A 23,190-nucleotide genomic window follows, 5' to 3' on the forward strand; every position below is an offset into this window, starting at 1 on the left:
TCTCAATAAAGAAGGGCTCACACAGGGTCAGCAGAGGAAGCAGCCAACAAACCGCTTCCCCTGCCGACTTTGCGTGAGCCCTTCTTTTCAGCTCCTCAGATGCCGGTCTGGCGGAAGAGGCGGAGGCGGAGCCGGGCGCGGTCGTGCACGCGCTCGGCGGGCCAGGCGGGCGCCAGCTCCTCGCAGCACGCGGCGATCTCCTCGTGCACGTGGCCCCACGAGCACGTCCGCCGCATCACCCGCGAGATCCACCACCCCGGCACCGCGTCGGCCAGCGCGAACAGGTCCGCCAGCCGCTCGGGATGGCGCACGTACCCCTCGTCGGCCAGGCACACCGCGCCCGACGAGTCTTCGGCCAGCACGTGCGCGGCCTGGTGGCGCAGCGCCAGCCCCAGGTCCATCCCCCGCGCGCCGCCGTTCACCAGCACCGGGTGCACGCCCTCGCACAGCGGCAGCGTCATCCCCATCGCGCCCGAGCGGAAGGGGAAGATCTCCACGTGGCAGCCGCTGGCCGCCAGCAGCGCCCCCACCTGGTCGGGGGTGATGGGCGCGCCCGCCGCCGCGTAGTCGTCCACCGCACCGCGCGCGGCCGCCACGAGACGAGCGGCCGACGCGATCACCATTGCGTCGCTCGACATGCTGTGCCTCCGCTCGCTCGTTGCGGCTTCGACGGGACCGGCGCCGCGGCGCCGCGCCCGGTCAGTTTCGTGTCATGTTGAACACCGGAGGATCATGCCATGTTCCGACAATTTTATTGTAAAGTTTTTTTCCACCAAAATTCTGAAAACGGTTCCATCTCCAAGCCCGCATTCATCTTTTGTGACATAAGCGCCATAACGTTCGAAAACAAATAGCTCATTTCAGGTAAGTAAAGGTCCTAAGCAGGAGTCGGGCCGACGTGGAAGCACTTTGCACCTGCGGCGGTCGAAGTGCTACCGCCGTCGGGGGCCTCATCGCGACGATGTGCCGCCATCTATGTCTGCGGCTCGAGCCTGCAGTACACCATCTTCTGCATGGTGAGAAAGCGCGAAAGGCCCGGCCGGACCCAAGTGGTTCCGGCAAGGCCTTTCCCGGCAATCTCCCAGTTGTTCCCGTCTATCTGTTCCTGTCCCGTTCCGTCCCGTCGATCCGGGTGCGGGCGGCGAAGACCGCCCTCCACCGCGGTAGCCTCTCGCGAGGCGTCCCGCCGGCCTCCGCCGCCCGGTTCCTGGACGCAAAAAGGCCCCGCCCCGGGCTTCCCGGGAGCAGGACCTGAGCGCGTCCGTTGTCGTGGTTTTCCTGCTGTAAAAATATGTATTCCACAGTCGCCCGTCAAGGCGTGCCCACAACACCTTTGACGCGTGGAGCTTCTACAGCGCCCCTTCCTCCACGCGCGCGTGCAGCTGGTACCACCAGCCGGGGAGCGCGCCGCGCGCGGTGAGCATCCGCCGCAGCCCCTCGAGCACGTCGAGCTTGCGCAGCCGCTCGCCGCCTGGCGGGGCGATGGCCGCCACGAACGGGGCCATCGCCTCGAGGGTGAAGGGATCCGCCTTCACCCCCGCCGTTTCTCCCGCGACTCCGTCCCCGGCGGACGGCACCGCATCCCCACCAGAAGTCAGCCATTCGGGCGTGGTTCCCGCCAGCTCGGCGATGCGCTGCACCGTCCAGGCGTGCGGTACCGCGCCGCCCGACTCCCATCGCGCCACGGACCCGGCGTGCACCCCCAGGCGCCGCGCAAGCTCGCCCCGGTCCCACCCCTGGCGCTCGCGCGCCGCGCGGATGCGGAACCCCACGCATCTCCGCTCGTCGGTCGTCATCGTTCCACTCCCCGGTCCAATCCTGCGGCTGCTACGCCCAGCGGTTGACAGCGACGAAACAAACGATCAGATTCGTTATAAGTGTTAAACATGTGGAGGCGTGGTGTCAACGGTCCCGTTGGTCGGGCGGGAGGTTCCCCGCAAGTGTTTACCCAATTCCAGGAGGTCGGAACAATGCAGTCCAGCGTTCCAGCCGGACCCCCGGACGCGCCGCGCACGGTGCGGCGCGTGCTCCGCCCCAGGCCGCCCTCGGAGGAGCCGCAGCAGCCGGAGCGGGGTGACGACGGCCGGCTGCTTCGCCCCGCGGCCAGCTGTCCGCGCTGCGGCGCGCGCCCGGCGATGCGGGTGACGCCGGCGGTGGTGCGCGCGCTCGACGGGCAGCCGCCGACGATGAGGATCGGCACCTACCAGTGCCAGCGCCGCGGGTGCGGCGCCATCTACGACATCAGCGCCGCCGCCTTCCAGCGCGCGAGCTGAGCCCCCTTCTGCCGCGGCGGCCCCCTCCCCCGCTGCGCTACAATCCGCCACAGACAGAGGCCGGGGATCGCCGGCCCAAGCGACCGAAGCGAGACCGGCGCCGCCACGAGGGCGCCCGGTGAGCATGCGTGCGCCGTCCGCGCGCGCTGGCGGACCCACGCGCGCAGGGAGGTACGCGATGGACCCCGTACTTCACGCACGCGTCGCGCCCGGGATGGCCCTGGGCGCGGCGCTGCTGCAGACCAACGACACCACGGCCGCCGGGCAGCTGCCGGTGGATCCCACGCTCATCCCCGGCGCCGGGCGGGGCGGGATCGACCCGCTGAACACGGTGGGGCTGGCGCTGCTGGCCTACGGGCTGGTTCAGCTGCTGTCGAAGGTGGTGGACAAGCTCCCCGTGTGGCGCGGCGGCGGCGACGCAGCGCCCGCGGCCGGCGGCGCCGCGGCCGCGGGCTTCACGGCGGAGGACCGCAAGCGGCTGGAGCGCGTGTACGAGCAGGCGGTGGCCGACCGGCAGCGCCTGGAGCGGCTGGAAGACGCGGTGCGCGAGCAGCTGACCGTGCACCAGCGCCTCATCGGCCAGGCGCTCAACGAGCTGCGCGAGGCGCATGTCAAGCTCGACAACGTGCTGCGCAAGCTCCGCGCGCTGTGGACCCGCGTCGGCCGGCGGCGGAAGGACCGGGGATGAGGGCGACGAACCCAGAGCAGGCCTCACGCGGAGGCGCGGAGGGCGCGGTGCTGAGTTCTCCGCGTCTCCGCGTGATACGTTGGTGTTCGGGACGCGCGTAGCGGGAACAGGAGCCAGGCGTCAGCGGCCGAAGGGGACACATCCCGGCATAGTGGACGCAACGCTGGAGCAGCGGTGGCGGCTTTCTGGCACATCCAAAGCGGCCACCGGAATCCGAGATGGGTGGTAAACGCTGTCGGGGCGATGACCTGCGCCTGTACAGTTTCACGCAAAGTGCTGTCCTGAGGCCATTTACACGGTTTCGGACCCGTTGACGTGAACGCCGTGATGCATCATCCTTGGGGCACGGCGGACGCGGCTCCTCGCGCCACCGCCTGCACGTCCACACCCACTCAGGAGAGCGAGCGTATGTCCCATCAGGTCGAGCTCGACTGGGTCGCGCGTCTCCGCGCCGCGGGTTATCACGTGACCGCCGCCACGCGCGACGATCTGCCGCCCCCCGTCCACACCCTGCCGCCCCGCGGCGCCGCCGCCTTCGCGGGGATCCGACACCTGCTCGGCAGGCTGTTCCACCGCAGGTCCGCGGGGGTGCCGTATGCTGTTCCTTGACGCCTGCGCCCTCGTCAAGCGCTACCTGCACGAGGGGATCAGCAGCCAGAGGATGAAGGAGATCACGGGCCGTCCCGTCCGCTGGGGCGGCCTGGTCGTTTCGGAGTTCGTGGAGATCGAGGTGGTGTCCGGCATCGCGAAGTCCGCGCGCGAGTACCGCAACCCGCTAGGACGCGGCGAGGCGCTGCGGCGGGTCCCGAAGACGGTGGACGAGTTCCAGCGCGCGTTCCGCGGCGGCGCTTTCACCATCGTGCACGTGGACGAGGCGCTGGTGCAGGCGGGGATCGCGGAGCTGAGGCGGAACCCCCAGCACGAGATCGGCGCGGGCGACGCCATCCACCTGGCCACAGCGCTAGGGATCGTGCGCGACACCGGCGCGCCGCTGGTGTTCGCCACGGCCGACCAGGGGCTGTACTCCGCGGCCCGCCGCCACGGCCTGCAGGTCTTCAACCCGAACTACGAAGGCGCGCGGGAGCTGGAGGCGCTGCTACACCGGTGCTGATCCCGCGCCGGCGGCGGCGATCGCCGTAAGGCGAAGACGGCTGGAGCGCGATCTCCACCACCCCACGACGAAGCCCCCGCCGTCACGGTGACGGCGGGGGCTTCATTCGCGTTCGGTTGCAGCGCGGAGACTACTTCGTGCGCACCACGTTCACGGTCACGCCGTTGGGCCCGTCGACGGCGTTGGCGTCGCGGCGGGCGCCGCTGGTGGTGGACGGCCGCAGGCGCTCGGCGATGCGGCGCTCGCGCAGGCGCAGGCGCAGCTCCAGCCCGCCGTCGTACGGCCGCGACAGCCCGTAGTGGTCCAGCGGGAAGGGCGAGACCAGGCTCGACTCGGCCGTGCGGCTGGGGTTGGGCGGACCGACCGGCGCGATCACGTTCGCCGCCGTCACCCCGATGCCGATGGTCGCGTCGGAGGTGGCCGAGCCGTAGAAGGGGATCACCACGAACTCGGCCCCGGCCGCGCCGCCCGCCGGGCAGAGCGCCACGCCGGTGCCCATCACCACCTGGTGCACGTCGCCCACGTTCAGGTTCAGCACCGTGCAGGCGCCCGCCACCGTGCCTCCCGACGGCGCCACGCGGATGTCGCCCTGCTGCCCCGCGGCCACGCCGAACTTCAGGTACGCGGCCGAGCCCGCCTTCACCGACACGCCGGTGGTGCCGGCGCCCAGCGTGCTCACCTGCAGCGGATACGTGCCGCCCAGCCCCGAGTTCTTGAAGATGTCGCGATAGTTCCAGCTGGGCTGCGTGAACTGCGCGCCCGTGGTGAAGCCCGCGTCGTCGGTGTAGTTCGACACCGCCCAGTCGCGCGCCCACGCCGTGGCGTCGGTGCCGGTGGCCGCGTTCAGGTTGCCGATGCCGGTGGTGCTGGAGTTGACCAGCGCCGCCCAGAACGCCGGCTCGCTCCCGCCCTTGCGGTCGGCCAGGTAGCGCAGGTAGCTCCACGTGGCGCCGCGGGTCTCCAGCTCGTCGTTGTTGGCCCAGGGCGAGTTGGGCGCCGGCGCGCGCAGGTACTCGCGGTAGCGCACCGTGTTCTGGATCATGAACTCGTTGAAGTCGTCGAGCTGCGCCTGGCTGGCCAGGATCTGCGCCTGCCCCAGGTTCTGCCGCGGCGAGCGCCCGCTCTCGGCGTAGTAGACCAGCTCCTCGGCCACGTGCGACAGCCCCTCGTCCAGCCACAGCGTCTCGGCGGGCGCGTGCGTCACGTACAGCCGGCGCGAGTGGTTGATCAGGTGCTGCAGCTCGTGCGCGGTGGTGCTGAGCGTGCTCTCGCGCACGTACGCCTTGTCGCGCACGTGCCCGTTGATGCTCCCGGTGGGGTCCACCGACAGCAGGTAGAACATCTCGGCCAGGTTGCTGGTCGGGCAGGCCTGGAACTGCGAGGTCTCCGTGCGCGGGAAGAGGTCGCGCTCGTAGAAGAAGCCGCCGTAGATGAACCCGGCGCCCGGCGGGGTCAGCTCGTTCACCGCGCGGGTGTAGAGGATGATGACCTTGCCGTTGGCGTCGAGGTCGGTCGGCGTGCCGAAGTTGGCGATGTCGGTGGGATAGATCTTGGCCTCGAACTCGTCGGCGATCGACTGGTACTCGGCCGCCGTGAAGCCCCCCGACGGGTTGTTCAGGTCCTCGTAGATCGCCACGTGCGCCGCGCTGGCCACCTGCCGGGCGGGATGGTAGACGGGCTCCTCGCACCCCGTCTCGCTCAGCGCGTCGACGTTGAAGGTCTTGATGGAGCCCTGCGCCAGCACGTTGATGGTGGAGGTGTCGGTCTGCCCCCCCGCCTTCACGATGATGTCGGTGGTGCCGACGGACACGCCGGTGACCTTGCCGTCGCCGGTGACCGAGGCCACGCCGGGGTTCTCGCTCTTGAAGCTGGCGCCGTTCACCGACACGGTGGTGCCCGCGTCGTTCTTCCCCGTCACGGTCAGGCGGAAGGTGTCGCCCACGCTCAGGAAGTAGGTGCTGGGCTCCACGTCGAGCTGGGCCAGCGGTTCGCCTCCCGTGCCGTCGCTGCAGGCGGCCAGGCCGCCCAGGGCAAGTAGGAGGAGCGGGAGGGTACGCTTCATGTTGGGCTCAGCGGTGAGGGATCGGTGCCCGCGCGCTCTCGCGCGGACGCGTTAGAACGCCCCGCGCGGCACGTCTGCGACACGCGCGGGAAGCTGGTGGTTCGTCTGCTGCCGGATAGTGTAGGAACGTCCGTCCGAAAACGGAAGGCACCCCCGACCGCCGCGCGCGCCCGCACGGCGGTGTTCCTGCGCCCACAACTCGATGCAGTGAAAGGAGTTGTACGCATTCGCGGTGCGATGGTTCCGCGGGTGTGGTCCGGCCGCGCGGCGGGTGCTATCTTCCCGCGCCGCTCCCGGCCCAACCCGCACTCCGTCTACGTTCTTCGAGCCATGCCCGACGTCCGCCACTTCCTGTCCATCCCCGACTTCACGCGCGAGGAGCTGATCGCCACGCTCGACCTGGCGGCGCGCATGAAGCGGGGCGAATACGCCGCGAAGCCGCTGGCGGGCAAGACGCTGGCCATGATCTTCACCAAGAGCTCCACGCGCACCCGCGTGTCGTTCGAGGTGGGAACGTACCAGCTGGGCGGCCACGCGCTCTTCCTCTCCAGCCGCGACATCCAGCTGGGTCGCGGCGAGCCCATCGCCGACACCGCCCGCGTGCTCAGCCGCTACGTGGACGGGATCATGATCCGCACCTTCGCGCAGCAGGACGTGGAAGACCTGGCGCGCTTCGGGTCGATCCCGGTGATCAACGGGCTGACCGACCTGCTTCATCCGTGCCAGATCATGGCCGACCTGCAGACCATCCGCGAGAGCTTCGGGCCCGACCTCGAGCCGGTGAAGGTGGCGTGGGTGGGCGACGGCAACAACATGGCCAACTCCTGGCTGAACGCCGCGTACCGCCTGGGCTTCGAGCTGCGCCTGGCCGTGCCCGCCGGCTACGAGCCCGACGCGGAGATCCTGGCGCGCGCCCGCTCGGCCGCCAACGTCGTGCTCACCCACGATCCCCGCGAGGCCGTCGAAGGCGCGGACGTGGTCAACACCGACGTGTGGACGTCGATGGGCCAGGAGGAGGAGGCGCAGAAGCGGCTGCGCGACTTCCAGGGCTACTACGTGGACGACGCGCTGATGGCGCGCGCGTCCCGGCGCTCCATCTTCCTCCACTGCCTCCCCGCGCACCGCGGCGAGGAGGTGGCCGACGAGGTGATCGAGGGCCCGCGCAGCCGCGTGTGGGACGAGGCCGAGAACCGCCTGCACGCGCAGAAGGCGATCATGGTGAAGCTGATGGCCCCCGACGCCGCCTGACCTCCGCCGCGGACGCCCTCGCGTCCCCCACGGAGGGACCGCCGCGCTCCCCGCCCGCCGACGCATTGGCTCGCATGATTGGGGACACGCGAGCGGATGGAGCACCCTACCGTGAAGCCCCTCGCCGGAGTGTCCGGCGAGGGGCTTCGATGTATCAGCGCACGACACGGTGTCTGCGGGAACGACATAGATCGCGGTCACGGATCGCAATCTCCGACGCCGCGAACCTTGGCCCGCTCACTTGACGGGCGGAGCGAGCTTGAACGGGTCGGCCGCGTCGAGGCTTACGGCGTAGCCGAGGTCGCCGAGACTACTCACCGTGATGCGGCTGAGGGGCCGCGAGGCCTTGTGGACGGTCGGCGTCATCGACTCCGGAGCGAAGGTCTTTTCCTGCCAGTGGTCGTCCGACTTCCCGATCCCCTCGTCGATGGGGACGGGAACGGGAGAGACCGCGCCCCGCAACCGGGCGTACTCCTGCATCGCCATAGTGCCACGGAAGACCAGCTGTCCCGCAGCATCCTTTTCCACGAGCTTCCGGTCACGCCAGACGACACCGAAGCCCAGCGCGTGTGCAAGCTCGTGGACGGCGACGTCTCCTAAGCGACCATCCTCCTGCAACTCGTCGAGCTCGGCGGTGTCGAACTCAATCTTCACCACGCGGGGAAGCCCGGCGAGCGGGCCCACGGGCCACTTACGTACAGACTGGGTTGATGCGACCACGCCCCCGTGCTTGCCGAAACTCGCGGTGACATGTACGAGGAGCCCACGGACCTTTGTTCCCCCGACCTCCTGAACCATTCCCGCGGGGCCGCGAACGAGCTTGACCCACCGTTCGGCCGCACCAACCACCACCTCCTGCTGCACGGGAGTGAGCCGGTCGGTGATCCGGAGCTCGATCTGGAACCCATCGTCGGCGCCGACGCGGCGCACAACTGTCGAGGCGGCGCCGCGCGGCAGTTCCCTGCGATCAGGGGAAGAACAGTATCCCCACAGACACCACGCCGTGCTTGGCGATGCCGCCGCGGAGCTGAAACGGGATGACGCCTCGCGGCGCGACGCGTTGCGCGACGCGGAGCTCCACCGAGTCCTCTCCGTCGAGGTCGTTGTCGAAGGTGTACTCCACGCGCACCTGCGTTCCCTTCGCGGGAACGACGGCCAGCGAGGCTCCCGGGCGAAAACCGGTCGTGGTGAGACCGGCCTCCGGGTCCGTCCTCCCGTAGGCCATGCTCCCGACCACCTCGACGTGCGAACCGAGCTCTTGGGTCAGCGAGGCGGCAGCGGTATACGACTGCGCCACGTCCACAACCCAAACTCCCTCGCCGCTCACCGCCAGCGTGGTTCCGAGCGAGGCGAGCGCCTTGCTGGGCACCCCCACCTCCACTGTGGCGGAGAACGCGTTCGTTCCGTCCACCCCGTCTGGCTCGCTCCGGGCGTAGCCCAGCGCTGCCTCGACCGGAACAGCACCTTCCCACGAGAATCCGGCCGCTCCCGAGAAACCGCTCGCGTTGTCGCTCACGCGGCCAGCGGGGCCGAAGAACCAGTTCACCTTCGGGGCCGCGGTGGCGGCGGCGACCAGTTGCACCGGTTGTCCGGCGTCCACCACCTGCCGCCCGGACTCGCGGATCCCGCCGGGAAAGCCAATCTGTGCGTGCGCGGCCACGGGTGCGGCGCCGAGCAGGGCGAGCAGCGCGAGCGAACGAATCATTCCTGTGTTCATGTGAGATCCACGGTGAGAGGGAGGTGCGTGCGGGTGCGATGGAGGACGAACGTCCTCCGCCTGAATCGGATGGTCGTATGCCGGCGTTTTTCCCACCGACGTCGTGCAGCAATCCGGAATACGCGCCCCGACACAGCTTCCCGCTTCGGCGTCAGAGATGCGCGCCCGGAGGGCCGGGACACCGCCACGCGCGCGCCGTCGCCGCGTGACCGCGCGGATGCCGGGCGCGGCGGAGGCCCGGCGCCGTTGGCCACAGCGGTATCGTGGCCTACGGCGCGCGCAGCCCGGTTTGGCGTCTCGGCGCCAAACACGCCCAGAACCCGCCGTTCAGCCTTTGCGGCTCTCCTCGACGCGCCGTATCTTCCGCGCCGTTCCTGAACTCATCGCGAGCGAAACACGATCCGAACCGCGTCGGAGAGCACCCGATGGCTGACCGCATCCTTCCCATCGCCCACCAGCCCGCACTCCCGCGCGAGCGGCTGATCCTGGCCGAGGCGCCCGACGCCGAGGCGCTGGAGATGGACGTGGTGATCGTCGGCGCCGGGCCGGCGGGGCTGGCCTGCGCCATCGAGCTCGCGCGGCTGGCGAAGAAGGACGGAGAGGCGGGCGGCGCGCTGGGCGAGCTGCAGATCGCCATCCTCGACAAGGCGGCGGCGCTCGGCGAGCACAACCTGTCGGGCGCCGTGGTCAACCCACGCGCCTTCCGGGAGCTGTTCCCGGAGATGAAGGACAGCGACTTCCCCTTCCGCGGCGAGGTGAAGCGCGAGCAGGTGCTGCTCCTGCGCGAGAACGGCCAGATCCGCCTTCCCACGCCGCCGCCGATGAAGAACCACGGCAACTACATCGCCTCGATCTGCGAGATCGTGCGATGGCTGGGAACGAAGGCCGAGGAGCTGGAGATCAACGTCCTCCCCGGCTTCCCCGTCGATTCCCTGCTGGTGGACGGGCAGAAGGTGATCGGCTGCCGGACGACGCCGTCGGGACTCAAGCGCGACGGCACGCCCGGACCCGGCTCGGAGCCGCCGACGGACCTCACCGCGCGCGTCACCGTCCTGGCCGAGGGAACGCGCGGGGCGCTGGGGCAGGCCTGGCGCGACTGGCAGGGGATCGGCTCGGAGAACCCGCAGATCTTCGCGCTGGGCGTAAAGGAGCTGTGGGAGACGAAGGTGCCGTTCGAGGGGATCGTGCACACGCTCGGGTGGCCGCTTCCGCGCGACGCATTCGGCGGCTCGTTCATGTACGCGCTGGAGCCGAACCTCGTCGCGCTCGGCCTCGTCGTGGGCCTGGACTACAAGTCGTCGACGCTCGACGTGCACCAGCTCTTCCAGCGGATGAAGCAGCACCCGTTCTTCCGCAGGTACCTGGAGGGCGGGGAGATGGTGGAGTGGGGTGCGAAGACCATCCCCGAGGGCGGCTTCTACGCCCTCCCCCAGCGCCGCACCGGTGACGGGATGGTGATGGTGGGCGACACCGCGGGCTTCGTTGACGTGCCGTCGCTCAAGGGGATCCACTACGCGATGCAGAGCGGGATCTACGCCGCGCGCGCCATCTTCGACGCGCTGAAGGCGGGCGACACCTCGCAGGCGGGGCTCGCCGCGTACGACAAGGCGGTCGACCAGAGCTACATCCGCGAGGACCTGTTCCGCACGCGCAACATGCGGCTGGCGTTCAAGAGCGGCTTCTTCGTGGGCGGCTTCAAGGCGGGGCTGATGACGCTCACCGGCGGCAAGGTGCCGGGCGGGAAGATCTCCATGCACGCCGACGCCGAGGCGCCGCGGCAGGTGGCGCCCGAGCAGCCGTTCGTCCCCGATGGCAAGCTGACCTTCAGCAAGGTGGACGCGGTGTTCAAGAGCGGGAACCAGACCCGCGACGACATCCCCAGTCACCTGATCGTCGGCCAGGACGTGGACGGCGAGGTGGCCGACTTCTACGCGCACGTCTGCCCCGCCGGCGTCTACGAGCGCCAGGGCGACAAGCTGGTGGTCAACGCGCCGAACTGCATCGACTGCAAGGCGACGGACGTGGTGGGTCCACGCTGGACGCCGCGCGAGGGCGGGAGCGGGCCGGCGTACAAGCGGATGTGAGGAATCGAAAAAGATTTGTCTCACGCAGAGGAGCAGAGGCAGCAGAGGTGAGTTCTCTGCTGCCTCTGCTCCTCTGCGTGAGACCATAGGTTGTCTCTGTTTTGATGAGTTGAGTGCGATGGAATCCCCGGTCCGACGTGACTACGCGCGGCTGGCGGCGCGGTACGACCGACGCTGGCGCGCGTACAACGAGCAGAGCTTGGCGCTGCTGCGGCCGTTCGTCGCCGGCGCGAACGTGCGCCACCTGCTCGACGCGGGGTGCGGCACGGGAAACCTGCTGCCGCGGCTCGCCGCGTGGGGCGTCGGCGTGCACCACTACGTCGGCGTGGACCTGTCGCCGGAGATGCTGGCGGTCGCGGAGGCGAAGGCCGCGGCCGCGCCGTTCCCCGCGGTGCTCGTGGATGCGGACGTCGCCGCGCTGCCGATGCCGCCGGCGATGTTCCAGACGGCGGTCTCCGCCTCCGCGCTGCACGACTGGCCGCACCCGGAGCGCGCACTGGCGGAGATCCGCCGCGTGCTCGGCAACGGCGGCCGCTTCCTCCTCCTCGACTGGTGCCGCGACACCCTTCCGATGCAGGCGCTGAACACCTTTCTCCGCGTCACCCGCAATCCCTTCCACCGCATGTACTCGCGCGACGAGGCGGCGGCGCTGCTGCGGGGCGCCGGCTTCCGCGTCGCCGCCGAGCATCGCCGGTCCATCCGCTTCCCCTGGCACCTGATGGCGTTCGACTGCGTGGCCGAGTGACGAAAAAGAGGGATCACACGGCACGGAGGGAACGGAGGAAACGGAGGACTTCTTCATCTCCGTTCCCTCCGTTTCCTCCGTGTGATCTTCTCCTGTAGAACCGGGGGAAGGTTGTCCGCCGGGGCCACGCGCAGATACATTTCCGCCTCCCCCCGCCCCGTCTCCGCGCTCCCCGGCACCGCGATGCAGCACGCGCAGACCGCCCCCGGGTTCGACCCGCGCAAGATCATCACCGCCGAGTCGTTCCACGTGGCGCCGCACCTGCTGGGGCTGCCGCTGGCGTCGCCCGGCCGCCGGCTCACGGCCATCCTCATCGACCTGCTCCTCGTCGCCATCCTGGCCAACAGCGGCAAGGTGTTCTTCGCGCTCGCCCTGTCCGTGGCCTTCTTCTACATGGCCGGGCGCAAGCTGGGGAAGGGCGGCGGCTTCTTCTCGTGGTCGAGCCGGATGGCGCTGCGCGGATTCGGCGCGCTCTTCCTCTTCATCGCCGCCATCGCCGGGTGGAACGGCGCGCGCCGCTCGATCGCCTCCGCCTCGGACGAGGATGACGGCGATCGCCCCCGCACGGCGGCGATGTCAGTCAGCGGCGGCGGGGAGCGCAAGGCGTCGGTGGTCGATGCGGCGCGGGTGGCCCTGGCCGTGGCCGCGCTGGGGCGCGCGGACGACTCCGCCAGCGCGCACGCCGCCTCGCTGACCGCGGCGCGCGAGCTCCGCCGGATGAACCTGACCAGCGCGCAGATCCACGAGGCGCTGAACGACGCCGGCAACGAGCGCTCCGCCCCGGTGCGCGCCGGCATCCGCTCCGCCCTGGCCGTGGTCGACGCCGCTGCCGCCGCGGCGGACTCATCGCGCGCGGACACGACCGCGGCGGACAGCGCCGCCTCCCCCGAGGCGATCGCCGCGCGGGCGGCCGCGGCGGGGCCGGACTCGCTGGCCGGCGCCTACGTGGCCGCCGTGCACGCCCGCGACAGCGCCCGCGCCGAGGCGCTGCGCCCGAGACTTGCTTCGGCGCTCGCACGCGACTCGCTGGACGAGCTGCGCGGGCAGATGACGGAGCTGCGCTCGGACCGGGACGAGCTGCGGCGGGAGAAGGAGAAGCTGCAGAACCGCGGCCTCCTTTCCACCCTGATCGAATGGCTGGACGACCTGGGACTGGGGTTCGGGTGGATCGGCCTGTACTTCACCGCCTTCACGGCGCTCTGGAAGGGGCAGACGCCGGGGAAGAAGCTGATGGGGATCCGCGTGCTGCGGCTGGACGGGCTGCCGATGACGCTGTGGGCCAGCTTCGAGCGCTTCGGCGGCTACGCGGCCGGCTTCTTCACCGGGCTGATGGGCTACGCGCAGGTGTTCTGGGACCGCAACCGCCAGGCGATCCAGGACAAGATCAGCGAGACGGTGGTGATCCGCGAGCACCGCGGCCAGCCGCTTCCCGTGGCGCCGCAGCCGGGGCGCCCCGCTCCGCCGCCGCGCTGGCCGCCGGCGGGCGTGGGCGCGCCGTGACGCGAGGGCCGGCGCGATGATCCTGAAGTGGACCGAGTGGATCGACTGGCCCTGGTGGATCTCGCTCTTCTTCGTGGTGGGCGTGCTGGCCACGGCGTGGGCCTTCGCCACCATGTTCCTGGCGCTGGGCCGCCGCCCGCGCCGCCTCACCATCTACGACCGCCCGGCCGCGGGCTCGGCGCGCTTCCTGGAGAGCGTGTCGGGGCTGCTGAACGAGCCGCTGCAGCGCGGCGGCACCGTGCGCCTGCTCAACAACGGCGACCAGATCTTCCCGGCCATGCTCGACGCGCTCCGCAACGCGAAGCGCACCATCAACTTCATGACCTACATCTGGCACAAGGGGAAGCTGTCGGACGAGACGCTGGACGTGCTGGTCGAGCGGGCGAAGGCGGGGGTGGAGGTGCGGGTGATGCTGGACGGGATGGGCGCCTGGCGCGCGCCGCACCGCCGCTTCAAGGAGCTGGAGGCGGCCGGCGGGCGGGTGCGCTGGTTCAACCCCTTCCGCGTGGGGAAGCTGACCGCGTTCTACCGCCGCAACCACCGCCGCGCGGTCGTGGTGGACGGGAAGGTGGCCTTCACCGGCGGCGCGTCCATCGGCGACAAGTGGCTGGGGAACGCGCAGGACCGCGACCACTGGCGCGACGTGATGATCGAGGTGCGCGGGTGCCTGGCCGCGAACCTCCAGAGCGCCTTCACCCAGCTGTGGGCCAACAGCACGGGCGAGATCCTGATCGGGCCCGACCACTTCCCCAGCGCCGAGGAGGCGGCGGAGGACCCGGGCGCCGAGGGGGTGTCGCGCCACATCGCCGTCATCAGCTCGCCGGCCGACGGGTCGCACCCGCTGCGGCTCTTCTACTGGACCTCTATCGCCTGCGCCACCGAGACGATCTACCTCACCTCGGCCTACTTCGTCCCCGACCGCGACATCCGCCGCGCGCTGGCCGAGCGGGCGCGCGCGGGGCTCGACGTTCGTCTCCTCCTTCCCAACAAGCTGACCGACGTGAAGATCGTGCGGCTGGCGGGGCACTTCTACTACCGCGGGCTGCTGGAGGCGGGGGTGCGCATCTACGAGTACCAGACCACGATGATGCACACCAAGGCGCTGGTGGTCGACAACGCATGGGGGGTGGTGGGCTCGGCCAACATGGACATCCGCAGCAAGGAGCTGAACCAGGAGGCGGTGCTGGGGATCGCCGACAAGGGTTTCGCACGCGAGCTGACCGACACCTTCTTCGCCGACCTGGCGCAGAGCCGCGAGATCCGCCTGCACGAGTGGAAGCAGCGCCCGATCCTTGCCCGCGCGCTGGAGCGCATCGTGGTTCTGTTCGAGGAGCAGTATTGAGCAGCCGTTCCACGAGATCGTCGCTGGGAGGCCTGACAGACGCGGTCGGAGATACTATCTTTCCAAGGAACATCCAACCCCCCCGGCTTACTTCGGTGACCGGGTGCGAGGCCGCCTTCGGGCGGCCTCTGCTTTTTCTATGCGCCTCTTGACCCTAACATCAGTGTCACGGTTTAACTTCACTGCGTCCGGGGCGGCGCGGCCGGCGGACAGGCGATGAAAGGCGGACAGATGCGCGTGGGTGAGCTTTCGGCGCGGACGGGGGTGAGCGTCCGCTCGATCCGGTACTACGAGCAGGCGGGGCTCCTGCCCGCGGCGCGGCGGCCGAACGGCTACCGCGAGTTCGACGCGTCGGCGGTGGAGCGCGTCGGCGCCATCCGCTCGTTGCTGGAGACGGGGTTCACGCTCGAGGAGGTGCAGTCGCTCTCCTCCTGCCTGACCGCCGGGGGCGACGACGCCTGCTGCTGCACCCAGACGGTGGCGCTCTACCGCTCCAAGCTCGCGAAGATCGACCTGCAGCTGCAGACGCTCTCGCAGCTGCGCGGGCGCATTGAGGAGCGCATCGCCCTGCTGGAGCCGTGCTGAAGCGCGCCGCCCGATCGACCACATCCGACGCTGGGGAAACGAGATGAGCAGCACGATGGAGGTGACCGACGCGACCTTCGCCGCCGAGGTCGAGCAGCACGCCGGGGTGACGGTGGTGGACTTCACCGCCACCTGGTGCGGCCCGTGCCGCATGCTGGGGCCCATCCTGGACCAGGTGGCCGCCGAGCGCGCCGGCGAGGTGAAGGTGGTGAAGCTCGACACCGACGAGAACCCGCGGACCGCGGCGCGCTTCAACGTGCGCTCCGTTCCGACGATGATCTTCTTCAAGGACGGCGAGCCCCTGGGGCAGATCGTCGGCGCCGTGCCCAAGGCGCGCATCGACGCCGCGCTGGCCGAGGTGGCGCAGGCCGGGGCCGCGGCGTAGGCGACGCGATCGCCATCCATCCAGACCACCGGAGGCATCGGGAGCGCCCGTCCCGATGCCTCCGGTGCTTTCGTCCACGCCTTCGCCGGGATGCCGGCGGGAGGCGCTCCGCTCCTCCGTCTCCCCCCGATCCGTCGTCCATCCGCCGCCGTGAGCCCCGCGATCGCCCGGCGCGATCCCATCGGTGGCGGCACACGCCTTGAAGCGGGGTTCCGGTCCCCGCATCTCATGCGATGACAGTCACATCGGCCAGGAGTGGAGCATGGCGACGGAGCTGCTGCCGGAGGTCCTGAGGGGCCGCCCGGACACGGAGATCGCGCGCGACGTGGAATGCCTGCGCACGGGGATCGTCAACTGCTTCCTCGTCGGCGAGCCGGGCGCGGGCGACCGGGGATGGGTGCTGGTGGACGCGGGAATGATCGGCTTCGCGCACACCATCGCGCGCAAGGCGGAAGCACGCTTCGGCATCGAGGCGCGGCCGGCGGCCATCGTGCTGACGCACGCGCATTTCGACCACGTGGGAGGGCTGCGCGAGCTGTCGGAGGCGTGGGACGCGCCGGTGTACGCGCACACGCTGGAGCTGCCGTACCTCACGGGCCGCTCCTCGTATCCCCCGCCGGACCCCACGGTGGGCGGGGGATTCATGGCGCTCAGCAGCCCGCTCTTCCCGCGCCGCCCGCTCCATCTCGGTGATCGGGTCCACGCGCTCCCCGAGGACGGCTCGGTGCCGGGGATGCCGGGGTGGCGCTGGCTCTTCACCCCCGGCCACACGCCCGGCCACGTCTCCTTCTTCCGCGAGGCCGACGCGGTGCTGCTGGCGGGCGACGCGTTCGTCACCACGAAGCAGGAGTCGCTGCTGGCGGTGCTGGAGCAGCGCCCGGAGTTGCACGGGCCGCCGTCGTACTTCACGCAGGACTGGGACGCGGCGCGCGGGTCGGTGCAGCGGCTGGCGGAGCTGCACCCCGAGGTGGCCGCCACGGGGCACGGCCCGCCGATGCGCGGCCGGGTGATGCGCGAGGCGCTGGAGATGCTGGCGGCCAACTTCGAGATGCTGGCCGTGCCGCGCGACGGCCGCTACGTGCGCGCCCCGGCGCTGGCCGACGAGCGCGGCACCCTCTCCGTGCCGCCGCCCATCTTCCACGCCGCGCCGATCCTGCTGGGCGCCGGCGCGGCGCTGGCGATCGGCCTCGCGCTGGGCGCCGGCATCCGGCGCCGCCGCGGGTGAAAATGCGAAGCGGGCGGGGCGCATCGGCGCCCCGCCCGCTTCGTTTTCGTCGAAATCTGCGGTCAGTGGTGCAGGAGGGATCAGATGCGGGGCGCGAACAGCAGGACGAGCACCATCCAGGTGAGCACGCCCCCCGCGCGGACCCAGCGCGCGATGTCGGCGGCGCGGCCGAACCGGAAGCGGCGATACGCGATCCAGGTGAGGATCGCTCCCTCGACGCAGGCGAGTGCCACGGCCGCGATCAGCAGTGCCGGCTGACGAGACGTAACGACGCGTGCCAGAACGTACAGCATACCGAGAGCCGCCACGCACCCCGCAACCGCGGTACAAAGATACGCCTTTCGCTCGTTGGTCATGACTATCCCGTCGATCAAGGTTCAGGAATCGCGAGAGTCGGGGCGCACACGACGATTGATCTGCCGACTTCGTATGTGCGGGGATAGGTGGAACGGAATCGGACTGCGGGAGGAGTGGCAATCCGACCAAAGGCAGGAGCGAGACTTCCGGGACGAGAAACATACGAAAGAAGTAAACAGCGCGCAAGTGTAGATACAACAACATCGTAGCAGGATACTTGGAGGCTGGACATGTTTCTGCCGAGTGCCACATCGACCCGACGGAGACATTCATCAATATGAGGTCATCAGCTCACCTCCCGCGCGTTACCACTATCAAGTCCGCGCGCGACCGCGGCATCACCTCGTACGCCTGGTCGTATTGGCCGCTGAAGCCGATCGCCGTCACGCGCGTGCCGCGGCGGATGGCGGAGAAGTCGAACACGCCGGCGCCCGCGGGGAAGAACACCTGCACGCGGCCGGACCCGTCGTCGATCCACAGCTTGTGGCCGTACGGCAGGTCGTTCTGCACCGAATCGACCGCCGTCCCCCGCACCGTCACCAGCCGCCCCTCCGTGCGCTCGCCGACCGCGGAGGTGCGCACCCGGCGCGGCCGCGGCACCCGTCCGCGCCCGATCCTGCGCACCGCCGTCGGCGCGACGGTCAGCAGGCCGTGGTTGCTCGCCAGCCTCCCCGTCACCCGCATCCGCGTGCCCGTGCGCCAGTGGCCGCTACTGTCCGCGACGTAGATGCCGCCGCTCGCATCCTGCATCGCGAACCCCGCGTCGATCACGCCGGAGGGAACGGTGACGATCCCCTCCACCGTCACGGTCCTGCCGACCGGCAGCGTGCGGGCGCGGGCGATCGTATAGGCGAGCTGCGGCGCCCGCGGCGGCGGGGACGAAGCGGCGAGCGAGCCGATGGCGACGGCGGCTGCGAAGATGGAGACGAGGCTGCGGCGCATGGGAATCGTCCGTTCCGGAAGATGGGATGCCGACCAACATGCACGCCGCGCCCGCTCGACGCGAGTGGAACGCGCCGCGTCGAGGTGCGATATTGCGCCGCGATGACTCGCCTCCCCCACACCGGACTGCCCATCGAGGCCGTGCTCCCCGCCGTGCGCGACGCGCTGCGCGTGGGGACGTCGGCCGTGCTGCAGGCGCCGCCGGGCGCGGGGAAGACCACCGTGGTCCCCCTGGCGCTGCTGGACGAGCCGTGGCTCGAAGGGCGCCGCATCGTGATGCTGGAGCCGCGCCGCCTGGCCGCGCGCGCCGCCGCGCACCGCATGGCGCAGCTGCTGGGCGAGCGCGTCGGCGACACCGTCGGCTACCGCATCCGCATGGAGACGCGGGTGGGCCCAGCGACGCGCGTGGAAGTGGTCACCGAGGGCGTGCTGACGCGGATGCTGCAGCACGATCCGGCGCTCGAGGGGGTGGGGATCGTCATCTTCGACGAGTTCCACGAGCGCAGCCTGCACGCGGACCTCGGCCTCGCCCTGACGCTGCAGTCGCGCGCCGTGCTGCGCGACGACCTGCGCGTGCTGGCGATGAGCGCCACGCTGGACGGCGGCCCCGTCGCCGCGCTGCTGGGGGATGCGCCGGTCGTCACCAGCGAGGGGCGCGCGCACCCGGTGGAGACGCGCTGGCTGCCGCGCCGGCCCGAGGCGCGCATCGAAGCCGTCACCGCGCGCACGGTCCGCCACGCGCTGGAGACGGAGGACGGCGACGTGCTCGTCTTCCTTCCCGGCGCGGGCGAGATTCGCCGGGTGGAGGAGATGCTGGGCGGCGATCTGCCCCCCGGTGTCCGCATCTACCCGCTCTTCGGCAACCTCCCGCCGGAGCAGCAGGACGAGGCCATCCGCCCCAGCCCGCCCGGCCGCAGGAAAATCGTGCTGGCGACGGCGATCGCGGAGACGAGCCTGACCATCGAAGGCGTGCGCGTGGTGGTCGATTCGGGGCTGATGCGCGTCCCCCGCTTCTCGCCGCGCACGGGGATGACGCGGCTGGAGACGGTGCCGGTGTCGCGCGCGTCGGCCGACCAGCGGCGCGGGCGCGCGGGGCGGCTCGGGCCGGGCATCTGCTGGCGTCTCTGGACCGAGGCGGAGGACGCGGCGCTGCAGCCGTATCGCCCGCCCGAGATCCTGGAGGCGGACCTGGCGCCGCTCGCGCTCGAGCTGGCCGCGTGGGGCGTGGCCGATCCCGCCGAGCTGCAGTGGCTGGACCCGCCGCCCGCCGCGGCCTTCGCCCAGGCGCGCGAGCTGCTGGCCGAGCTCGGCGCGCTCGACGCCCCCGGCGCGGTCACCCCGCACGGGCGGGCGATGGCGGCGCTCCCGCTGCATCCGCGCCTGGCCCACATGCTGTTGCGCGCGAAGGAGATGCGCCTGGGCGCCACCGCCTGCGACCTGGCCGCCCTGCTCGCCGAGCGCGACGTGCTGCGCGGCGAGGGGCGCGCGCCGGACGCCGACGTGCGGCTGCGCCTGGCCGCGCTCCGCGGCGACCGCGGGCACGGCGGCCATGGCGTGGACCACGCGGCGCTGCACCGCGTCCGCGCCGAGGCGAAGGATCTCCGCCGCCACCTCTCCGCATCTTCCTCCGACGCGGACGATGAGGCGGCGGGGGTGCTGCTGGCGTTCGCGTATCCCGACCGCATCGCGCAGCGGCGGCCGGGAACGAGCGGGCGCTATCTCCTGCGCAACGGCCGCGGCGCCGCCTTCCCCGAGCCGCAGTCGCTCTCCGAAGCGCCCTGGATCGTGGCCGCGGAGCTGGACGACGCCGGGCGCGAGGGGCGCATCCTGATCGCCGCGCCGGTGGAGGCGGCGGAGATCGAGCGCGGGTTCGCCGACCAGGTGGTCGCCGAGGAGTCGGTGGCGTGGGACGAGGCGGCGGGCGCCGTCCGCGCGCGGCGGGTCGAGCGGCTGGGTGCCCTCACCCTGCGCGAGGCGCCGCTGGCGGACCCCGATCCCGGGCGCATCGCCGCCGCGCTGCTCGACGCGGTGCGGCAGGCGGGCGTCGCGTCGCTGCCGTGGACGAAGGCGTCGGCGCAGCTGCGCGAGCGCATCGCCTTCCTCCATCTCCACGACCCGTCGTTCCCGGACGTGTCGGACGTGGCCCTTTCGGAGACGCTGGCCGATTGGTTGGGGCCGCACGTCTACGGGATGCGGAAGATGGACGAGGTGCGACGGATCGACCTCGGTCCCGTGCTGGAGGGGATGCTGGCGTGGGAGCAGCGGCGCCGGCTGGACGAGCTGGCGCCGACGCACGTGCAGGTGCCCAGCGGCTCGCGCATCCCGGTAGACTACTCGGACGCGGAGGCACCGGTGCTGGCGGTGCGGCTGCAGGAGGTGTTCGGGTGGACGGAGACGCCGCGGATCGCGGGCGGGCGCGTGCCGCTGACGCTGCACCTGCTGTCGCCCGCGCACCGGCCCGTTCAGGTCACGCGCGACCTGGCCAGCTTCTGGCGCACCGGCTACTTCGAGGTGAAGAAGGATCTGAAAGGCCGCTATCCCAAGCACTACTGGCCCGACGACCCGCTCGTGGCGGAAGCGACGGCAAGGGCGAAGCCGCGGCGATAGCCGACGATCGGCTTCACCCGCCAGTGCAGTCACGGCGCCCGCCCCGGTGATCGGTACGAGAGTTGCAGCACCTAAAGCGCCTTGACGTTCTGGCAAGACCAGCCTGTCGCAGTGGATCAGACGGAGAGATCCGGCGCATATCGCCCGCCGGGCAGCTCTGGCCGGCAATCGAATCGGCCAGATTCCGTGCGGTTCCCGAAGAGGCTGCACGTCTCCCCACCACTCATCATCAGGAGGACGCCGTGCGCAAGCTCACGCTGAACGCGGAAGAACTGGAGGTGCAGTCGTTCGAGACCGCTGATGCCGAAGAGGGGCGCGGAACGGTGCGCGCGAACCAGGAGACGTACAGGCAGTGGACCTGCGACGGCACCTGCGGCGGCTCGTGCGGTGCACCCGATAGTTGCGAGCCGCTGTACGGCTGGTGCGGCACGTATCCCGAGCACGGCTGCCCCAACTCGCTCTGGTACTGCACCGATGACGTGAGCATCTGCTGAAGACACGCTGTCGTCGCGCTGGCGGACGAGGAGCACGCCGCCGGCCTCGTCGCGCACCGTGGCGCTCGCGGACGGCAGCACCAGGCGCATCGAGCCGACGCGCTCACGGAGGGTGCGGAGGTAGGGGGAGATCGGCACGGGGCTCGGAGAAGAGGCGGTCAGGCCAGCCAGTCGATCGACTGCCCGTGCGGGCCGGTGAATGCAACGGGATCGCCATCGACCGCGAGCAGGAAGCGATCCTCGGGTGGGGGATCGGGGAGCTTCGCGGCGATCCCGGGGAAGACGCGCGGCGCCTCGTTGCTGATCCAGACCGCCCCGAGCTCCTTCACCATCTCCGCGAATTCCCGGCGGTCCTCGGGCGAGACGTACGCCAGCACGGCGGAATGGAAGACGACCAGCGTCGCGTCGCGCGGCGCCTTCGCGGCCAACGCGGGGAGATCGGAGATCCGCGCGGGGGGATCGGCGGTGAGGTCGCCCTGCACCACCTCGGGCGGCGATTCGCGGGCGATCGCCAGCGCCGCGCGCAGCCGGGCGGCGCGCGCCTCGTCGCCCGGCCAGACGAGCGTTTCCAGCCACCGCGACGCTTCGAGATCGGAGACGTCGACGGGGTTGACGTCCATCCCCGCGCGCCAGGCGATGCGCGGCGCGCGCGGCGGGATCGGCGTCGCCTCGTTCGCGCGGCAGGGGAAGACGGGGGATGGCGACGCGCCGGGCCACGCCGGCTCGACCTGCGCCCGGCCGTAGTCGTATGCGTAGCGGTCGGGGAGGAGGCACAGCCCGGCGGACGCGCCGACCTCCAGCAGCGCGAGCGGCTCCGGCAGCCGCGCGAGCACGGGCAGCAGCACCGCGCAGCGGCCGGGCTCGTTCGTCTGCGTTCCGTGCGAGAAGATCGCGAGGCGGATCGGCGCGGGATTCTGCTCGACCAGCGCCGCGAAGTGCCGCGTATCCTTCGGCGTGCCATAGAGATGGCGCACGGCGGCGAAGACGAGATTCGGCTGCTTCTTCGCGCCGGGGAGCGCGGCGACGAAGCGCAGCAGCGGCTCGGAATCCGCCACCGCGCGGGCGAGCTCTTCGTACAGCGGCGAGACTCCCCGCGCCTCGTGCTCCGCGAAGTGGAGATAGCGCCCGCGGATCTCTTCGAACACCCGCTCGTCAGGCTCCCGACGCGTCATCTCCCGCCATGGTCGCGGTGACGTCCTCCAGCGGCACGCCGGCGGCGCACAACGGGCAGTCGGACGGGAGCCAGAGCGGATACTCGTCGCGCGCGGCGGCCTCGACGGGGATGCCGCGCTGGGCGAAGAAATCCGCGCCCGCCGAGCCGAGCACCATCAGCGCGCCGGCGGCGACGGGAACGGCACCGTGCGCCCGCAGTTCCGCAAACGTTCCCCGCAGCGCCGACCCCGCGCTCATCACGTCGTCCACCATCGCCACGCGGCGGCCGCGGACGCGCGGGGCGAAGGCGGGCGGCAGGCGGTAGCGCGCGCCGAACAGCGCGCCGTCGCCCGTCACTGTCACGCGCTCGGTGAAGCAGAACGCCACGCCCAACTCGCGCGCCACCAGCTGCGCCAGGAACGCGCCCCCGAGCAACGGGCCGCAGACCACGTCCGCGGCGTGCGGCCGCAGCGCCTCGGTCAGCCGCGCGACGAACGGATCGACCCGCGCCGGCTCGGTGAAAAGGGGGTCGAGGTCCAGCCACAGTCCGCCGTGATGCCCCGACTCCAGCCGAAAGTGTCCCCGCCGGCCGGAGACGAGCTCCAGGAACCCCGCTGCGTCGTGATCGATCGCCACGCTGCCACAGTTGTACGCGGTGGTAAGCAACGGCTCG

23 protein-coding genes are annotated in these 23,190 nt (G+C 71.0%); 14 read left to right on the forward strand and 9 right to left on the reverse strand.

All coding sequences use genetic code 11. The annotated features are described in order from the left end of the window. Positions 1-95: 95 nt before the first annotated feature. Both VF092_22885 and VF092_22890 read right to left on the reverse strand, forming a co-directional pair. Positions 96-638 (reverse strand): hypothetical protein, encoded by a 543-nt coding sequence (locus VF092_22885; GenBank protein HEX6750157.1) that lies wholly within the window; start codon positions 636-638, stop codon positions 96-98. A gap of 711 nt (positions 639-1,349) precedes the next feature. Further along, positions 1,350-1,796 (reverse strand): helix-turn-helix transcriptional regulator, encoded by a 447-nt coding sequence (locus VF092_22890; protein ID HEX6750158.1) that lies wholly within the window; start codon positions 1,794-1,796, stop codon positions 1,350-1,352. Between the two features lie 174 nt (positions 1,797-1,970). Between VF092_22890 and VF092_22895 the strand changes: the two genes are divergently transcribed. The 4 genes from VF092_22895 (at position 1,971) to VF092_22910 (ending at position 4,072) form a co-directional block, all read left to right on the forward strand. Beyond that, positions 1,971-2,273: a hypothetical protein gene (locus VF092_22895; GenBank protein HEX6750159.1), complete on the forward strand. Its 303-nt coding sequence runs from the start codon at positions 1,971-1,973 to the stop codon at positions 2,271-2,273. Between the two features lie 178 nt (positions 2,274-2,451). After that, positions 2,452-2,961, forward strand: a complete 510-nt coding sequence (locus tag VF092_22900) for a hypothetical protein (GenBank protein ID HEX6750160.1) — start codon at positions 2,452-2,454, stop codon at positions 2,959-2,961. A 408-nt stretch (positions 2,962-3,369) separates the two neighbouring features. Next, a complete protein-coding gene (locus VF092_22905) occupies positions 3,370-3,570 on the forward strand; it encodes a hypothetical protein (protein ID HEX6750161.1) in 201 nt (66 codons plus the stop codon). Next, entirely contained in the window at positions 3,557-4,072 is a 516-nt protein-coding gene (locus VF092_22910) for a type II toxin-antitoxin system VapC family toxin (protein HEX6750162.1), read from the forward strand. Before VF092_22905 ends, VF092_22910 begins: the two co-directional genes overlap by 14 nt. Before the next feature lie 130 nt (positions 4,073-4,202). Here VF092_22910 and VF092_22915 read toward each other — a convergent pair whose 3' ends face one another. After that, complete coding sequence (locus VF092_22915) at positions 4,203-6,134, reverse strand: Ig-like domain-containing protein (protein HEX6750163.1); 1,932 nt, start codon at positions 6,132-6,134, stop codon at positions 4,203-4,205. A 330-nt stretch (positions 6,135-6,464) separates the two neighbouring features. On the opposite strand from VF092_22915, the gene argF reads away from it, so the two are divergent. Continuing rightward, positions 6,465-7,382 (forward strand): ornithine carbamoyltransferase, encoded by a 918-nt coding sequence (gene argF, locus VF092_22920; GenBank protein ID HEX6750164.1) that lies wholly within the window; start codon positions 6,465-6,467, stop codon positions 7,380-7,382. Positions 7,383-7,619: 237 nt separating this feature from the next. On the opposite strand, the gene VF092_22925 is transcribed toward argF, so the two are convergent. Together VF092_22925 and VF092_22930 are read right to left on the reverse strand one after the other, a co-directional pair. Continuing rightward, positions 7,620-8,312 carry a hypothetical protein gene (locus VF092_22925; protein HEX6750165.1) on the reverse strand — a complete coding sequence of 231 codons (693 nt, stop codon included), beginning with the start codon at positions 8,310-8,312 and terminating at the stop codon, positions 7,620-7,622. Positions 8,313-8,349: 37 nt separating this feature from the next. Beyond that, positions 8,350-9,087, reverse strand: coding sequence for a hypothetical protein (locus tag VF092_22930; GenBank protein ID HEX6750166.1), 738 nt, complete (start codon positions 9,085-9,087; stop codon positions 8,350-8,352). A gap of 437 nt (positions 9,088-9,524) precedes the next feature. Between VF092_22930 and VF092_22935 the strand changes: the two genes are divergently transcribed. The 7 genes from VF092_22935 to VF092_22965 all read left to right on the forward strand — a co-directional run bounded on the left by VF092_22935 (position 9,525) and on the right by VF092_22965 (position 16,965). Further along, positions 9,525-11,183 (forward strand): electron-transfer flavoprotein:ubiquinone oxidoreductase, encoded by a 1,659-nt coding sequence (locus VF092_22935; GenBank protein HEX6750167.1) that lies wholly within the window; start codon positions 9,525-9,527, stop codon positions 11,181-11,183. Positions 11,184-11,301: 118 nt separating this feature from the next. After that, the gene (locus VF092_22940) at positions 11,302-11,928 is read left to right on the forward strand and encodes a methyltransferase domain-containing protein (protein ID HEX6750168.1); all 627 of its coding nucleotides are present in this window, start codon (positions 11,302-11,304) and stop codon (positions 11,926-11,928) included. Between the two features lie 183 nt (positions 11,929-12,111). Further along, positions 12,112-13,428 carry an RDD family protein gene (locus tag VF092_22945; protein HEX6750169.1) on the forward strand — a complete coding sequence of 439 codons (1,317 nt, stop codon included), beginning with the start codon at positions 12,112-12,114 and terminating at the stop codon, positions 13,426-13,428. Positions 13,429-13,444: 16 nt separating this feature from the next. Continuing rightward, entirely contained in the window at positions 13,445-14,770 is a 1,326-nt protein-coding gene (locus VF092_22950; GenBank protein HEX6750170.1) for a phospholipase D-like domain-containing protein, read from the forward strand. Positions 14,771-15,007: 237 nt separating this feature from the next. Continuing rightward, entirely contained in the window at positions 15,008-15,355 is a 348-nt protein-coding gene (locus VF092_22955) for a MerR family transcriptional regulator (protein HEX6750171.1), read from the forward strand. 43 nt (positions 15,356-15,398) lie between these two features. Beyond that, positions 15,399-15,740: a thioredoxin gene (gene trxA, locus VF092_22960; GenBank protein ID HEX6750172.1), complete on the forward strand. Its 342-nt coding sequence runs from the start codon at positions 15,399-15,401 to the stop codon at positions 15,738-15,740. A gap of 262 nt (positions 15,741-16,002) precedes the next feature. Then, positions 16,003-16,965, forward strand: a complete 963-nt coding sequence (locus VF092_22965) for an MBL fold metallo-hydrolase (protein HEX6750173.1) — start codon at positions 16,003-16,005, stop codon at positions 16,963-16,965. 80 nt (positions 16,966-17,045) lie between these two features. Here the strand turns inward: VF092_22965 and VF092_22970 are convergent, their stop codons facing one another. Next, complete coding sequence (locus VF092_22970) at positions 17,046-17,321, reverse strand: hypothetical protein (GenBank protein HEX6750174.1); 276 nt, start codon at positions 17,319-17,321, stop codon at positions 17,046-17,048. A gap of 292 nt (positions 17,322-17,613) precedes the next feature. Next, positions 17,614-18,264: a hypothetical protein gene (locus VF092_22975; protein HEX6750175.1), complete on the reverse strand. Its 651-nt coding sequence runs from the start codon at positions 18,262-18,264 to the stop codon at positions 17,614-17,616. A gap of 102 nt (positions 18,265-18,366) precedes the next feature. Between VF092_22975 and hrpB the strand changes: the two genes are divergently transcribed. After that, the gene (gene hrpB / locus VF092_22980; protein HEX6750176.1) at positions 18,367-20,871 is read left to right on the forward strand and encodes an ATP-dependent helicase HrpB; all 2,505 of its coding nucleotides are present in this window, start codon (positions 18,367-18,369) and stop codon (positions 20,869-20,871) included. Between the two features lie 242 nt (positions 20,872-21,113). Next, positions 21,114-21,365, forward strand: a complete 252-nt coding sequence (locus VF092_22985) for a hypothetical protein (GenBank protein ID HEX6750177.1) — start codon at positions 21,114-21,116, stop codon at positions 21,363-21,365. A gap of 158 nt (positions 21,366-21,523) precedes the next feature. Here VF092_22985 and VF092_22990 read toward each other — a convergent pair whose 3' ends face one another. Next, positions 21,524-22,537 carry a DUF2332 domain-containing protein gene (locus tag VF092_22990; GenBank protein ID HEX6750178.1) on the reverse strand — a complete coding sequence of 338 codons (1,014 nt, stop codon included), beginning with the start codon at positions 22,535-22,537 and terminating at the stop codon, positions 21,524-21,526. Then, entirely contained in the window at positions 22,518-23,183 is a 666-nt protein-coding gene (locus VF092_22995; protein HEX6750179.1) for a phosphoribosyltransferase family protein, read from the reverse strand. Before VF092_22995 ends, VF092_22990 begins: the two co-directional genes overlap by 20 nt. Positions 23,184-23,190: the final 7 nt, after the last annotated feature.

The organism is Longimicrobium sp. (assembly GCA_036377595.1).
In the GTDB taxonomy this organism is placed as follows: domain Bacteria; phylum Gemmatimonadota; class Gemmatimonadetes; order Longimicrobiales; family Longimicrobiaceae; genus Longimicrobium.

Bases quoted from the DNA above. Each gene is read 5' to 3' on its own strand.
- VF092_22970 (HEX6750174.1), bottom strand. From the start codon at position 17,321: ATGACCAACGAGCGAAAGGCGTATCTTTGTACCGCGGTTGCGGGGTGC.
- VF092_22910 (HEX6750162.1), top strand. From the start codon at position 3,557: ATGCTGTTCCTTGACGCCTGCGCCCTCGTCAAGCGCTACCTGCACGAG.
- VF092_22895 (HEX6750159.1), top strand. From the start codon at position 1,971: ATGCAGTCCAGCGTTCCAGCCGGACCCCCGGACGCGCCGCGCACGGTG.
- VF092_22900 (HEX6750160.1), top strand. From the start codon at position 2,452: ATGGACCCCGTACTTCACGCACGCGTCGCGCCCGGGATGGCCCTGGGC.
- argF (HEX6750164.1), top strand. From the start codon at position 6,465: ATGCCCGACGTCCGCCACTTCCTGTCCATCCCCGACTTCACGCGCGAG.
- VF092_22935 (HEX6750167.1), top strand. From the start codon at position 9,525: ATGGCTGACCGCATCCTTCCCATCGCCCACCAGCCCGCACTCCCGCGC.
- VF092_22890 (HEX6750158.1), bottom strand. From the start codon at position 1,796: ATGACGACCGACGAGCGGAGATGCGTGGGGTTCCGCATCCGCGCGGCG.
- VF092_22930 (HEX6750166.1), bottom strand. From the start codon at position 9,087: ATGATTCGTTCGCTCGCGCTGCTCGCCCTGCTCGGCGCCGCACCCGTG.
- VF092_22950 (HEX6750170.1), top strand. From the start codon at position 13,445: ATGATCCTGAAGTGGACCGAGTGGATCGACTGGCCCTGGTGGATCTCG.
- VF092_22905 (HEX6750161.1), top strand. From the start codon at position 3,370: ATGTCCCATCAGGTCGAGCTCGACTGGGTCGCGCGTCTCCGCGCCGCG.
- VF092_22975 (HEX6750175.1), bottom strand. From the start codon at position 18,264: ATGCGCCGCAGCCTCGTCTCCATCTTCGCAGCCGCCGTCGCCATCGGC.
- VF092_22940 (HEX6750168.1), top strand. From the start codon at position 11,302: ATGGAATCCCCGGTCCGACGTGACTACGCGCGGCTGGCGGCGCGGTAC.
- VF092_22965 (HEX6750173.1), top strand. From the start codon at position 16,003: ATGGCGACGGAGCTGCTGCCGGAGGTCCTGAGGGGCCGCCCGGACACG.
- trxA (HEX6750172.1), top strand. From the start codon at position 15,399: ATGAGCAGCACGATGGAGGTGACCGACGCGACCTTCGCCGCCGAGGTC.
- VF092_22915 (HEX6750163.1), bottom strand. From the start codon at position 6,134: ATGAAGCGTACCCTCCCGCTCCTCCTACTTGCCCTGGGCGGCCTGGCC.
- hrpB (HEX6750176.1), top strand. From the start codon at position 18,367: ATGACTCGCCTCCCCCACACCGGACTGCCCATCGAGGCCGTGCTCCCC.
- VF092_22885 (HEX6750157.1), bottom strand. From the start codon at position 638: ATGTCGAGCGACGCAATGGTGATCGCGTCGGCCGCTCGTCTCGTGGCG.
- VF092_22945 (HEX6750169.1), top strand. From the start codon at position 12,112: ATGCAGCACGCGCAGACCGCCCCCGGGTTCGACCCGCGCAAGATCATC.
- VF092_22990 (HEX6750178.1), bottom strand. From the start codon at position 22,537: ATGACGCGTCGGGAGCCTGACGAGCGGGTGTTCGAAGAGATCCGCGGG.